This is a genomic window from Pseudoalteromonas sp. NFXS53, from assembly GCF_056629255.1.
The window spans coordinates 16,820-30,374 of record NZ_JBWVBR010000020.1 but is presented as its reverse complement, the minus strand read 5'-3'; the positions used below and the strand labels follow the sequence as shown (position 1 = coordinate 30,374).

The window sequence follows — 13,555 nt, the reverse complement described above, 5'->3', positions numbered from 1 at the left end:
TTAATTATCCACTGTAATAAAAAGATCAAAAAACAACCTTGATAATTCGAACTCTAATTATTAGACTAGTAAGTGAATAAACAAAACAAAGAGGAAATCATGAATACTTCTAAAAGCCTTACAGAGCTTATCTGTTTCTACACAATTCTTTCTGTTGGTTATGTTTTCGCTATCTGCTCTGAAATCGTTAACTATAACCCTAAGTGGTCTCACTCGAACCGCTAATTATAGTATGGCCAGTTCGCTGGCCTCCAATTCCCCCCTCATTTAGAAACTTACTTCTATCTTAATTCTTACCTATTTTATTATTACTTGTTATAGTCAAAGTCTTTACATCATCTAGGTTTATCTCATTGCAAGCTGCGTTTACCCATTTAGAACAAACACTTAAACAATACGCTCCATTATCAGTTCAAGCTTTAAACCGCTACTTTAGTGCCTGCCAATATACTCGTATTGCTAAAGGCACAACCTTGTATGCCATTGGTGAAATACCCAGTAGTTTTGCCTTTATTCATAAAGGGTTGATGCGCGCTTATTTGATAGATGCAGAAGGTAATGAGTTTAATAAAAACTTCTTTGCTGAAGGACGTTTTCCAGGCTCAATGAGTGCCTTACTAAAGAATGAAACCAGCTTTTTAGCCATAGAAGCGCTCGAAGACTGTGACATCATAACTATAGATTTTAAACAGTTTCGCCGTGAGTTGTTTGCTGATAATGAACTTATGGCATTTCATATCAACTACTTAGAGCAACATTGGCTGTTAGAGAAAGAGCCTAAAGAAATTGGATACTTACAACACGAAGCAAAACAACGATATTTGATGTTTTTAGACAAGTACGAGTCAATTTTGTCGAGACTCCCTCAGTACCATATTGCCAGTTATCTAGGGATAACACCTACCCAACTCAGTCGAATTAGAAAAGATCTAAATAACCTGAGCTTCGGTTAAATAATTAATTGCTTTTATCAACATATGTAAAGGCGTTCAAAGTTCAGCTTTCATAAACTAACCGCATCAACCACTTGCAGGAATGAAAGCAATGAACTATTTAGATGCACTAAACTGGCGCTACGCTGTAAAAGAATTTTCAAACCAGACTTTATCGCAAACACAAATTGATGGCTTAGCTGAGAGTGTCAGACTCAGTGCCAGCGCTTATGGTATGCAACCTTACAAACTTTTAATTGTTGAAAGTGCTGCACTTAAAAATGCATGCTTACCATTTAGTTATGGGCAAAACAAAGTAGCAGAGTGCTCACATTTATTGGTATTGGCAAATTACACCGAGATCACCGCAGACACTATCAACACTTTTATCAGTGAGCTTGCGGCTTCTCAATGCAAAGAGGATGAAACGTTATCGGCATATAAAGATATCATTTCACAAGACATTTTGAGTAGAACATCAGCAGAGCAAAGTACTTGGGCGCAGCAACAATGCTACATCGCCCTTGGCAAGCTCCTCAGTTATGCAGCAATGCATCAAATTGATGCTGGCCCTATGACTGGGTTTGATGCTCAAGGTATCAACCAAGTGCTTGGGCTCGATAAACAAGGGCTTAATGCCGCTATTCTTTGCCCTGTTGGTATTCGCAGTAAAAGTGACAGCACTGCGACTCGGCCTAAATTTAGAAAAACAACCGAGCAGTTGGTGGTAACATTATGAACTCGCTCGGTATGCTGGCAATTCTTGCTGGCGGCTGTATTGCTATCCAGGCAGCCATGAATGCAAGGCTCGGGGTACACTTAAACAGTGCGCTTCTAGCCACAGGTTTTGCGTTTTTAGCCAGCTTTACGCTTATCACCAGCTTTATTGTGCTCAGCCAGTTTAAGACGCTGCAAATCACTTTTAGTAACATACAACTGACAAGTGTGCCTTGGTATTTATGGTTTTCTTGTACTTTGAGTGTGGTTGGTGTCGGTGCAATGTATTGGCTCATACCAAAAATGGGCGCGGGTATGATGATGAGTTATGCCCTCACCGGCCAGCTTGTTATTGCCATGCTGATCAGCCACTTTGGGCTATTTGAGAGCCCACAAAAACTCATAACCAGTAGCAAGCTATTAGGCAGCGCGCTGCTCATCGTCGGTATTATTCTAATTAACAGGGACTAGATCATGACTTCAGAACTTGCAAAAAACTTACAGAATTTAGATGCATTTTGGTCTGCAATGGCGCACAACACTGAACTAAAAAGTGTTCAACAAAAGCATCAAAAAAGCGAGCAAAAACTAAAAATACATACCTGTTGGCCAAATAAAGCTTGGCAGGCCGACTTTGGTTTAGATTACTCAGAAAAAGCGCATACATTCCCCGCTGGCAAATCTAGAGTGACGATTTTAAAGTCAGCAGAGCATAGTTCAGAGCAAGTAAAAATGTCACTGCAAGCCATGGTTTTGCCTTTGTACGAGGCACACTTTAATGGGTCAAACCAAGTTGAAGTGCTCACTCGTCCAGATGATTTAGCGTCTTGGGCTCAAGCTTGTTCAAACGCATTTGGTTATAGCATCGCGCCAGAAGCTCTGTTACCTCTACTCACAAACCCAAATGCGACTTTGTTTTCTTATAAGGTTGACGGGACTATAGCAGGCACAGCCATTACATTTCAAAGCGATGATGTGATGGGCGTGCATCAAGTAGGTGTCGATCCTAATTTTAGAGGCCAAGGCATAGCAAAAACACTTATGCATCACCTGGTTGATTTTGCCAAGCGTCAAGATACTCGTTTAATGACGCTACAAGCGTCAAAAGCAGGACTTCCGCTGTACCAACAAATGGGGTTCAGCTTGCTTGCTGAGGTTTATCACCTAGAGCCAAGCCAAGCAGTCTGACCGACACTCATACCCTTATTGCCGGTTCGGCTCGTGGGCTTCGTATTGGGGTAAATCTTGATTAAGGCTATCCCAACAGGCTTTTGATGTAACGAAGTTATGAGAGATTGGGCGCTCTGTGATGTCAGAATCAAGAATACCTAGACGCAGGCGAATACGAGATTTATCGACATCATTTGAGCTATAAACTGGCGAGCCACAAGTTTTACAAAAGTGACGTTTACGACCTGTTTTCATCTCAAAGAAATTTAAATTATCAGCGCCTTTGACTATTTTGAATTCGTCGCTGTTCACAAAGCCATTGGTTGCAAACGCAGTACCGCTCGATTTACGACATAAAGAACAATGACAGTGAATAATAGCACTGATTTGACCAACTTCGACATTGATAGCGCCACACAGGCAACTTCCTTGGTACATCATATTTACTCATTACAATTATTGTGTGGCTAGTGTAATCAGCTAAGAGTCATTAATGAAGTAGCTCAGCAAATAATTTATGGGCATGCTCTAGAGCAGCTTTGCCATCATCAAGGGCCTTTATCGAATTAAGGTGTGCTCTTGCCCATTCAGCCAACGGTGGAATGCGTTTAACTTCTTGAACTACTGTCTTTTTTGTCACCCCTTTCATGTGATAAACCATTTCACTACATAAGTCAGCAAGTTGAATAATTCTAGCTAAATGAACCGCGTCTTCATTTAACTCATGATGTGCCGATAACTCATAGTGATGATGATGTGCGACTACATTAGATATAGATTTGGGTATATTCCATTGTATGCAGATCTGTTCAGATAATTGTGCGTGTGGCTCTTCAAATAACCGCTTTTCTGATTCAACATGCTGAGCTGGCGTTGACCACACATAGTCATCAATATGATTGAATTTGTCCTGACTTTCTTGAAAGCGTAAAAATAACCCTAGGTCATGCAATAAACCAGCTAGATATGCTTGCTCAGGTTTCACATGGCATTCGTTTAAATGACTCGCTATAAGTCGGGCCAAACACGCAACTTCAAGAGAGTGTTGCCATAACCGTTTTTCGGCATCTGTCACTGGCACAAATACTTTAGTAACCGCGATAGAAGCAAGTAGATTATGAATTTGGTCGATACCAATACGAATCACCGCATCATGAATATTGGTAATTGGGTTATGAATTCCAAACAATGCGCTGTTGCTTAACTTTATAGTACGAAGAGCAAAGGTGGGATCAGACTCTGCAAGCTGAATGACTTTGTTAAAATAGTCAGGATCATTAACAGACAAAGATAAAAGTTGCGTTATCACACTCGGCAACATAGGAATGTTGTCGATTTCTTTTGCTAGCGCATTCGTCATATAACATCCTCAAAACAAAGCCCATACTAAAAGTATAGGCTTTGAATTGCAGAACTAACAAAATGCTTTAGTGTGAATTTACATTACCCACGTGTATTTCTGTAACTGCTTCTTTTTGGTTTGTTCGTGCCAGCATTATTGCTATTGCTAGAACGATTACCGTTACTTGGCCGACTATTGTTATTTGAGCGATTCGAGTTATTTGCCTTCCCTTGCTCACTGCGTTGCCCTTGACCACTCGGCTTGTTATTGCCATTTTGTGGTTTGCGATTTCCCGAGTTAGGCTTATTTCTACGCGGTTTATTTGCGTTCGATTTATCACCTTCTACGCGATTAGCTTGCGACCTAGGCTTTGACTTCGGCTTAGCTGCGTTGCTTGAATTTGATTTAGCTTTACTTTGCTGATTACCAGTTGACGCTTGTTCACCATCCACTTGCTTAGGCTTTTTCGGTTTCTTAGGCTTTTTCTTTTTCAGTGGACGTGTGTCTAGCTTAGATTCTGGCACTGGGTTTTGTGGCTCGAAACCCGGCTCAATTTTACGCGGAATAAGCTCTTGAATGAGTCGCTCAATCCCAAATAAATCATCAGCATCTTCATGGGTTACGAACGACACTGCCTCACCGGTTGCGCCTGCACGGCCTGTACGGCCAATACGATGCACATAATCTTCATACACATTCGGTAAATCGAAGTTCACTACATTTGGAAGCTCTTGAATATCTAAACCTCGCGCAACAATGTCCGTTGCCACCAGCACACGCACTTCACCCTCTTTAAAACCCGAAAGGGCTTTCATGCGGGCGTTTTGGCTCTTATTACCATGAATAGCTGCTGCCGCAATTTTTGCTTTTTCTAAATCACGAACCAAGCGGTTTGCACCGTGCTTAGTGCGAGTAAAGACAAGCACCTGTTGCCAGTTATGAGTTTTCACTAAATGCTTAAGTAACCCAGTACGTTTACTTCTATCGACTTCATAGACGCTTTGCTCAATGCTTTTTACTGTGCTGTTCGCTGGCGCCACTGAAATCTCAACCGGATCGTTGATAAGGCCTTTTGCCAATTCACGAATTTCATCAGAGAAAGTCGCAGAGAACATTAAGTTTTGACGATTTTTAGGAAGCAATTTAATCACACGCTTAATGTCGTGAATAAAGCCCATGTCTAACATGCGATCGGCTTCATCTAAAACAAATAGCTCTAATCTGTCGAACTTAATGGCGTTTTGCTGGAATAAATCCAGTAAACGGCCCGGAGTTGCGACTAGGATGTCTGCACCACGACGCAACTTCATCATTTGCGGATTAATTTTCACCCCGCCATACACAACCTGTGTCGACAGATTTAAATGCTGAGAGTAAGTTTCAACATTCTGCCAAACCTGATCAGCAAGCTCGCGCGTCGGTGTTAACACCAGTGCACGTACTTGATTCGCTCTGGCTTTATCCCCTTTACTCAGTAGTTCAAGCATAGGCAGAGTAAAGCCCGCCGTTTTACCTGTGCCCGTTTGTGCGGCTGCCATCACGTCTCTGCCCTCTAAAACGGCAGGAATAGCTTGAGCTTGAATGGGAGTTGGTTGGGTATAACCTTTGTCGGTTAAAGCTTGAAGAATATTTTGGGATAAAGCGAGATCAGAAAATTGCATATAATTACTCAAATTTGTAAGGCGATGCAGAGTACAGGAATAAAGGTGCGTAAGCAATTTAAGCTTAGTAATAGTTTTAATTTAAAGAAAGTTTACGGAAAATATGAGCTTTTACGTCTCTCGTACTTAAAACACTTGTCTGATAACTTAAATGAGTTTGCATATATCTGTGCTTTTGAGAATGTAAGGAACAAACATGTCACATGACTTCACCCAAGCCATTATCGAGTGGCAAGCTGGCGCCCCTAATGCCCAAGAGAAGTTTCAATTGGTGATTTATGACCATTTAAGACAACTCGCCTCAAAGCAAAAACAAAAAATGGCGAAAAAACACGGTGAGCACAACCTTGAGGCGAACATCAATGCAACGACTGCGCTGGTGCATGAGGTCTTTATTAAAATTCAACAAGGCAGTACAGAGTACTTATCGAACCGACGAGATTTTGCGTTACTGGTCAGTAAATCTGTGCACAATATTTTAGTCGATCATGCTCGTAAAAATGCCTCTCAAAAACGCGATGCCGACATCACCAATATTGATAGTAAAAACTCGCTAGTAGATGAAAGCCATAACCCTGACAACAAACTCCTTGATTTAAGTGCTGCTATCGAAGACATGGAGGTCTCTTTTCCTCGCCAGGCGCAAACCATGCAGCTCAAGTACTTTGGCGGCCTATTGGTAAAAGAGATTGCTGATCTTTTAAACATCAGTGTTTCTAGTGCAGAAAAAGACATCGCGTTTGCTAAATCTTGGTTGAAAATGAGACTCAGCTAATGCAATTAACAGTGTTATCTACCCAGCTAAATAGCGTAACAATACGCATTATTTGGCACTCAAGGGTAGGAAAATGCACAATTTGGATTGGTGATCGATGTCACCATTTTCATACTTTATTTGGCAAATTAAATAGAAAAGTTCAACTCACATTTGAGGACATAGCTCTTACCTTTATCTTTGTGCCTTTTAATAAAGCTCGCATTGGCTTATTTCTCATTAAAAAAAATCAGCTCATTTATAAAGCGGCAAGTTGGTCACTGCAAACTTATAAACCAGTCAAAATATCAGACTTGCCTTTATCACAGTGGCGCTAGTGCTCGTTTTTTTTCTATTGAATAACTATAAGCCAAATTAAACATTTACATTTAGTTACTTGAACTTATACTCATTAACCTGAACTTTGGTTAAGAGATTTACTAACGTATTGATATTGAAATGATAAGTGATTTTTCAAGTCTGCAGCCAGAGACTTTTAGCGATAACCCCGCTCACGCGTCCTGCTATCGCTAAGGTACCTATATCTATGTAGGCAAGGCGAATTTACGCGTCAATAGTTGGCCTATTGCAAGTAAATTCAACGCAGTTAACGTTGAAAGTAGCCGCTGGAGATAGATTTATTATCCAGAGCTCAGGTTAATTATTAAGGGAATAACAAGCATAACACACCATGTCACTTTACCTACATTTTGAAGCTTTATTAGACTTAGACGCTCAGGCACAAAGCGATTACCTGACAGCAATGCAAGACGCAGAGCTGGAAAGACAATTACAAGCCTTGCTCACTCACCATAATCAATTAGAAGAAGCCACCGACTGGCATGATTTGGTAGCTGAGCAAGTTGGCAAAGTAACCGGCGATGAACAACTTCACCAGCTTCAAGGCACACACATTGGCCCTTATCAATTAACTGAGATGATAGGCCAAGGCGGTATGGGCGTTGTCTATAAGGCCGAGCGAGTCGATGGCGCACTCAAGCAAAGTGTGGCGATAAAGTTCTTAATGCCCTCGGTGATGCGTGTTGTTGGCGAGCAAAATGCAAAAAACGAAGCGCAGATCTTAGCAACTTTAAACCACCCAAATATCACCAAAGTATTTGACGCTGGCACAACCGACAGTGGCATACATTACTTTGTAATGGAGTTACTTGATGGCCTGCCAATTGACGTTTACTGTGAGCATCACACACTCACTTTTGATGACACAATTAAGCTCGTACTCGATGTCGCAGACGCGATACAAAGTGCGCACCTTTTAAATATTGCACATACCGATATCAAGCCATCTAATATTTTAGTGACATCGAGCGGTCTGGTAAAAGTGCTCGACTTTGGTATTGCCAAGCTCGTGCATGGTCAGTCTGAAGGAAATCATCAACAAGCATTAAAGCAGTATCTACAGGCAATGAGTTTGCCTTATGCCTCACCAGAGCAACTTACCAATGACACACTGACGCTTAAAACCGATCAATATTCTTTGGCTGTACTGCTTTATAAATTATTGTCAAAGCAACTGCCGTTTGAAACCCATGGCAAAACAAAACCGGAAATCATAAAAACCAAACAAACTCTGCCAAGTATTCCACTATCACAACACGTAAAGGGTTTTAAAAACAAACGTTTGATTGGCAGCGACTTAGAATTCATTCTGGGCAAAGCGCTACAAATAGAACCTGAAAATCGGTTCGACAGTGTTAAGACGTTTAAGTCTGAGTTACACCGTTATTTGCGCCATTTACCGCTGCACAATCGCAAGCATAGCGTCATATATAAGTTAAAAAAGTGGCTACAGCGCAGCCCAGCTCAAGCCATCATTTTTGGAGTTTTAGCAGTTTCAAGTGTGACTTTTTATCAACAAAATATTCGCATTGAAGCTGAGCGTAAAACCGCAGAACAAGTCGCTGAACAAATGATCAACATCTTTAAAATGACCGATCCGACTCAAGGGTTTTCGCCTACGCTCTCAGCCAAAGATATTTTACTGCAAGGGGCTCAAAACATAGAGCAAGACGAAAACATTAACTTTGTCGCAAAGTCTAGGCTCATGACCAGCATTTCAGAGAGCCTCATTGGCCTTGGTTTCTATTCAGAATCGATCCCATTTTTAAAAAATTGGTCAAACAGTCACGAATTTAAAACAGCCAACCCAAGTCTATATTTTAAGTCCAACCGTTTATACGCTAGAGCCCTTCGTGGGGTCGGCGACACACAAGCTTCTTACGCCCTCACCAAACAGTTATTAGCTGACATCGACGAATACAAACCGTCTAAAAAAGAACAACTCGATGCCTACATCAACCTTGCAAGTTTAGGCATGGTCAAAGTCAGTCAGGCAGGCTATGACGAAGTGCAATCATTACTTGAGAAAACACCAAGTATTGAAGACCCTGACCGTTACTGGCAAATGAAAGTCTCTGAGTTCACTGCGCTACAAGATGATGCTTATAGCCTCTACTTCCATGGCCATATCAATAAAGAGGAGATGCAAGCGAAGCATCAACAAGTAAAGGAGATGGCCAAATCGTTAGATGAAAATTTACCTAAAACGCATTTTGACTATGCACATTATCAAGCAAGTAAAGCCTGGCTAGAAATTGAATATGGTACTCAGTGTAATGATTGTGTGCAAAATATCATTAATGCCATACCTGGACTTGAGAAAAAATACGGCAAAGATCATCGCCACGTCGATTTTGCATATCGACAACTTGCACAAACTTATGAATTAGAAAGAAAGTTTGATAAGCAAATCGAAGTGCTCGAGCATGTCGTCAACCTCAGAGAGCGTCGGTACGGACAAAGTAGTTACGAATTTCTAGAGCAATACCTTTCTATGTCGAGGGCTTATGAAACCATTGGCAAAGTAGAGCTGTCAGAGAATATGCGACTTTATGCCTATAATTTATTTAAAACACTGGATAATAATTTTAACCGAACCGAAATAAATATTGGTTTATACGGTGAGCTTCATACTGCGATTGCCATGTTTGAAGCCACTGAACAAATGGACAAAGCCTACCCATATATTCTCGAAGCTGAAAAGTTACTGCATTCAGATCCAATATTTAAAATAGACAGTAATTTCGATATCCAAAGTATGCTCATGACCAGCCGTAAGAATTACATCCTTGAAGGTGCAAAGTTCAACATAGAGTTTCTTCGGTCGCAGCAATCAGAGTTTAGCTTTCCAAATGATTTTGAGCTTAATTTCGAGCTAGCCAGAATGTACTTTTTTGATCAGCAGTTTGAGCTATCGATAGAACACTATGAACAAGCCATGGCCGCTATCGAGCAATACCGAAAGACGATACCCAGCTTTTTCGCTCAACATATCGGCCTACAATATATGAAATCACTTGCCGCTGCAGGTCGCTTAGAACAAGCACAAAAAGAGTTCGACACTTGTTACGCATTTAACTATCTCGCCAACCCGTCAGACGATAACTTTTGGCTAGGCTTACTCGAAAAAATAGCCAAGCAATATAACTTAACAGTTAATGTACCTGAGTTAAGCGAATATCAAGAAACACTTTCGGCCGAGAGCTCACAAGAAACCAAAGCGTCTAGTTTATAAAGTAGTTCAAATTCGCATTGGTGATTTTTAATGATGACATCAGAGTCTGCACATTGGCTTATATCAAATTTGTTTTGTTTAGACTGCGCACAATGTAAACCAAAGTACATAATATTGAGGTTTTCTAGCACTTCGTAATTGAATACTAAAATCGCCAGATGCTCTTTAACTGGTAGTGAAAAGGTTGGTATGGTCTCTTTTATCTCTCCAAAACACACTTTATTATTTACTACCTGCCCTACTTTCATCGCTCTATTGAATTCAGAGATTAAGTGATGCAAATTACTTGGCACACAGTATGATTGTTCGAGTAATTTAAAAAAATAACACAACGAAAGTATTTCACCCTGCTGGATCTGTACGTCTGTATTCGCATAGTGATTTATACCGCGCGTTAAAGGCGGTAATGCATCTGAAATACACTTTATAGCAGCCAGTAAACTCGATTCCGTGCAAGGTAAAACAGCTGAAGTATGATGCTTAAAATCTGCCACATTAAATTCATAGAAGGCGTTTTTAGCATTTTTTCCTGCTATCGGCTCAGGGTAGCTGTCAATTAACCCACATAAACCAAAACGAGATTCCAACAATTTAATTACATGGTTATGTAGAATAGGATTTGCAGCTTTGCAGTCACCTAAACTAGTGACTAACCAGTGGTTCTTTTCTTTTGATAGTTTGACAAGTGGAAATGCACTAATAAGTCGAAGCTCTAAACTTTGACCATTATCGCTTTCATATACCTCAACCCAATTCGTCAGAAACTCAGCCCACTCACCCGCGCCGATTAATGCATGGAGCTTAAAACTGGCATTGATATAAGCTTGAGATAACAACGCATCAAAGGCCAATGCCTGTTGTTCCAATTTAAACCAACGAAATTTTTGTGGGCAAGATAATAAACTACTCATTGAGCTTGGCAGTTTGCTTTGTTGCTTTTGATAGTCACTAAGTACTTGCAATTGTTCTGTGAGAGTGCGCATTTTGTTCATAGGCTCCATGTTTAGCTAGGCTCAATCTAGCTATTCAACAACCGCTTTTTAATACACGCATTTTCAACTCAGAACCGTAATCGATAATCAAACTAGTACTAAATTACCCCGTCAGAGATTTTGCTAGTACGTTTTTATAGTTTTTCAAGTTTTTTCTTTCTGATACTGGTTATTGAGTTTATCGCAACTATACTCATCTTGCTTTTGCTTACTTGTAATGGACATTTTTGATAGGGATTTCTAAGGATATCTAGCCACTCATAATGTATCCGCCAGTATTGATACTGACCCTTACACTATCCGTCGACTGGTATCTCCGTTGAATAATCGGAGGAATGACGATGAAAAAATCAGTAATGTGTAAATCACTGATCACTGCCAGCATTCTCGCTGGCCTATCTCTAACTGCTTATGCAGGTTCAAATAAAGGCTCGACACCCAAAGGTAAACCCTTTGTAGAACTTCAAGGCCAAATTGTTGAAGTCGAAGGTAAAGTTGCCACACTTCAAGATCAGGTCAACGCATTAGTTGCACGCGTTGACACCATTGAAGACAGAGTCGGCGCTAATGAAGACGCCATTGCATCTTTAACGGCGACCAATGCCAGCCTTCAAGCGCAAATTGACGCCAACGCAGACGATATTTCGTCTTTGCAAGCGCAAGTTGATACACTCGAGGCTGAAAATGCCGACTTGCAAGCACAAATTGATGATTTAGGTGGTGCTGATGACGACTTACAATCTCAAATTGACGCCAACAATACCCTTATCACTTCATTGAACCAATCAATTAATGACATGGGGGTGTCATTACAATCACAGATAGACAATAACCTTCAACTCATCGCACTGCTGGAAAATGAAATTGAGAATATCAATGACTCTCTGGCTATGAAACAAATGATTGTCTCGGGTTCTTGCCCTACTGGTCAGTCTATTAGAGAGATCTATGATAATGGCAGTGTCGCCTGTGAAGTCGACGATGTAGGAGGTGGCAGTGGTGCAATAAGCCAAGTGAGAGTCTATTCATATGGCTATGTCGCTAGTTATTCTTCTGGCTATGTATATGCCACTTGTCCATATGGATACACACTTACAGGTGGGGGAACTCAACACCACTCTGGATACTATGGCTATGAGATATCAAGGCCATACCAGCACTCTGGTACTGCATACGATTATAACTGGTCAGCTAGAACTTGGCAGACTTACATCTCATACCCTTACTACGGTACATACTTACATGCATTCGCAGTGTGTATAAAATTTAACTAACTATAATTTTAAATAGATATATAGTTATGAAGATGGGCTTAGCCCATCTTCTCTTTGTTAAAACCAATGGCGCGTTTTATTTGCAAACCACACAAGACTGAGCATCACAGGGACTTCAACCAATACTCCAACCACAGTTGCAAGCGCAGCGCCCGAATGTAAGCCGAACATTGAAATAGCCACAGCGACTGCCAGTTCAAAAAAGTTAGAGGTGCTGATCATACATGCAGGGGCAGCAATGTTATGAGGTAACTTCAGCTTCTTAGCAAGCCAATATGCCAAAGCAAAAATACCATAAGTTTGAATAAGTAGCGGAATAGCAATTAAGCCGATGACTTGCGGCTGTTCAATAATCGTTTGTGCTTGAAAGCCAAATAACAGCACCACAGTGCCTAACAAGCCAATAACAGAAAAAGGCTTTATACCAACCAAAAAGCGGTTTAACTGCACCTCCCCTTGCTGTTTCAGTAAAAAACGTCTAAAAGCAAAACCTGCAGCCAATGGGATCAAAACATACAGCACGACTGAGATAATCAATGTTTCCCAAGGGACTGTAATATCACTCACCCCAAGCAAAAGCGCGGTGATCGGCGCAAACGCAAATGCCATGATAATGTCATTCACTGACACCTGCACAAGGGTATAGTTTGCATCCCCTTTGGTTAGTTGACTCCACACAAATACCATCGCAGTACAGGGCGCAACACCCAATAAAATCATACCTGCGATATATTCGTTCGCACTTTGTGGATCAACAATTGACACGAAAAAGACTTTAAAAAACAACCAACCTAACAAAGCCATTGTGAAGGGTTTAATCAACCAATTAAGTACCAAAGTGAGGATGATCCCTTTTGGTTTTTTGCCGACATCTTTAATGGCTGCAAAGTCGACTTGAACCATCATAGGAAAAATCATCACCCAAATGAGCAAAGCAACGACTAAATTGACATGAAAGAACTCTAAACCTGCAACGACTGCAAAGGCGTCTGGCATAAAGTTACCAGCAACTACACCAATTAAGATACTTAGCCCAACCCAAACAGATAAATATCGCTCAAATAGCCCCATACTTTTCTCACTTTTAACTGGCTAATTCTTGTGTCAAACATTGCAAC

14 protein-coding genes are annotated in these 13,555 nt (G+C 40.8%); 9 read left to right on the top strand and 5 right to left on the bottom strand.

What is annotated here, in order from left to right; all coding sequences use genetic code 11:
* Positions 1-99: 99 nt before the first annotated feature.
* The 5 genes from AC1HJP_RS18115 to AC1HJP_RS18095 all read left to right on the top strand — a co-directional run bounded on the left by AC1HJP_RS18115 (position 100) and on the right by AC1HJP_RS18095 (position 2,837).
* Entirely contained in the window at positions 100-225 is a 126-nt protein-coding gene (locus AC1HJP_RS18115; RefSeq protein ID WP_276609886.1) for a hypothetical protein, read from the top strand.
* Positions 226-353: 128 nt separating this feature from the next.
* A complete protein-coding gene (locus AC1HJP_RS18110) occupies positions 354-953 on the top strand; it encodes a Crp/Fnr family transcriptional regulator (protein ID WP_480362973.1) in 600 nt (199 codons plus the stop codon).
* A 91-nt stretch (positions 954-1,044) separates the two neighbouring features.
* On the top strand, positions 1,045-1,671 hold the full coding sequence (locus AC1HJP_RS18105; RefSeq protein WP_480362972.1) for an NAD(P)H-dependent oxidoreductase: 627 nt from the start codon (positions 1,045-1,047) through the stop codon (positions 1,669-1,671).
* Positions 1,668-2,120 carry a DMT family transporter gene (locus AC1HJP_RS18100; protein ID WP_480362971.1) on the top strand — a complete coding sequence of 151 codons (453 nt, stop codon included), beginning with the start codon at positions 1,668-1,670 and terminating at the stop codon, positions 2,118-2,120. The genes AC1HJP_RS18105 and AC1HJP_RS18100 overlap by 4 nt, the downstream gene beginning before the upstream one ends.
* Before the next feature lie 3 nt (positions 2,121-2,123).
* The gene (locus tag AC1HJP_RS18095; protein WP_480362970.1) at positions 2,124-2,837 is read left to right on the top strand and encodes a GNAT family N-acetyltransferase; all 714 of its coding nucleotides are present in this window, start codon (positions 2,124-2,126) and stop codon (positions 2,835-2,837) included.
* A gap of 15 nt (positions 2,838-2,852) precedes the next feature.
* Here AC1HJP_RS18095 and AC1HJP_RS18090 read toward each other — a convergent pair whose 3' ends face one another.
* The 3 genes from AC1HJP_RS18090 to AC1HJP_RS18080 form a co-directional block, all read right to left on the bottom strand.
* Positions 2,853-3,257, bottom strand: coding sequence for a GFA family protein (locus AC1HJP_RS18090; protein ID WP_480363019.1), 405 nt, complete (start codon positions 3,255-3,257; stop codon positions 2,853-2,855).
* Between the two features lie 52 nt (positions 3,258-3,309).
* The gene (locus AC1HJP_RS18085) at positions 3,310-4,179 is read right to left on the bottom strand and encodes an HDOD domain-containing protein (RefSeq protein ID WP_480362969.1); all 870 of its coding nucleotides are present in this window, start codon (positions 4,177-4,179) and stop codon (positions 3,310-3,312) included.
* Positions 4,180-4,262: 83 nt separating this feature from the next.
* A complete protein-coding gene (locus tag AC1HJP_RS18080; RefSeq protein WP_480362968.1) occupies positions 4,263-5,822 on the bottom strand; it encodes a DEAD/DEAH box helicase in 1,560 nt (519 codons plus the stop codon).
* Between the two features lie 196 nt (positions 5,823-6,018).
* Here AC1HJP_RS18080 and AC1HJP_RS18075 point away from each other — a divergent pair, with 196 nt between their 5' ends.
* The 3 genes from AC1HJP_RS18075 to AC1HJP_RS18065 all read left to right on the top strand — a co-directional run bounded on the left by AC1HJP_RS18075 (position 6,019) and on the right by AC1HJP_RS18065 (position 10,171).
* Complete coding sequence (locus AC1HJP_RS18075) at positions 6,019-6,597, top strand: ECF-type sigma factor (RefSeq protein ID WP_480362967.1); 579 nt, start codon at positions 6,019-6,021, stop codon at positions 6,595-6,597.
* Positions 6,597-6,914, top strand: coding sequence for a hypothetical protein (locus tag AC1HJP_RS18070; protein ID WP_480362966.1), 318 nt, complete (start codon positions 6,597-6,599; stop codon positions 6,912-6,914). The genes AC1HJP_RS18075 and AC1HJP_RS18070 overlap by 1 nt, the downstream gene beginning before the upstream one ends.
* 353 nt (positions 6,915-7,267) lie before the next feature.
* Positions 7,268-10,171, top strand: coding sequence for a serine/threonine protein kinase (locus tag AC1HJP_RS18065; protein ID WP_480362965.1), 2,904 nt, complete (start codon positions 7,268-7,270; stop codon positions 10,169-10,171).
* On the opposite strand, the gene AC1HJP_RS18060 is transcribed toward AC1HJP_RS18065, so the two are convergent.
* Complete coding sequence (locus tag AC1HJP_RS18060) at positions 10,117-11,154, bottom strand: hypothetical protein (RefSeq protein ID WP_480362964.1); 1,038 nt, start codon at positions 11,152-11,154, stop codon at positions 10,117-10,119. The genes AC1HJP_RS18065 and AC1HJP_RS18060 overlap by 55 nt on opposite strands.
* A 350-nt stretch (positions 11,155-11,504) precedes the next feature.
* On the opposite strand from AC1HJP_RS18060, the gene AC1HJP_RS18055 reads away from it, so the two are divergent.
* Positions 11,505-12,437, top strand: a complete 933-nt coding sequence (locus tag AC1HJP_RS18055; RefSeq protein WP_480362963.1) for a hypothetical protein — start codon at positions 11,505-11,507, stop codon at positions 12,435-12,437.
* Between the two features lie 57 nt (positions 12,438-12,494).
* On the opposite strand, the gene arsB is transcribed toward AC1HJP_RS18055, so the two are convergent.
* Positions 12,495-13,508, bottom strand: coding sequence for an ACR3 family arsenite efflux transporter (gene arsB, locus AC1HJP_RS18050; protein ID WP_480362962.1), 1,014 nt, complete (start codon positions 13,506-13,508; stop codon positions 12,495-12,497).
* Positions 13,509-13,555: the final 47 nt, after the last annotated feature.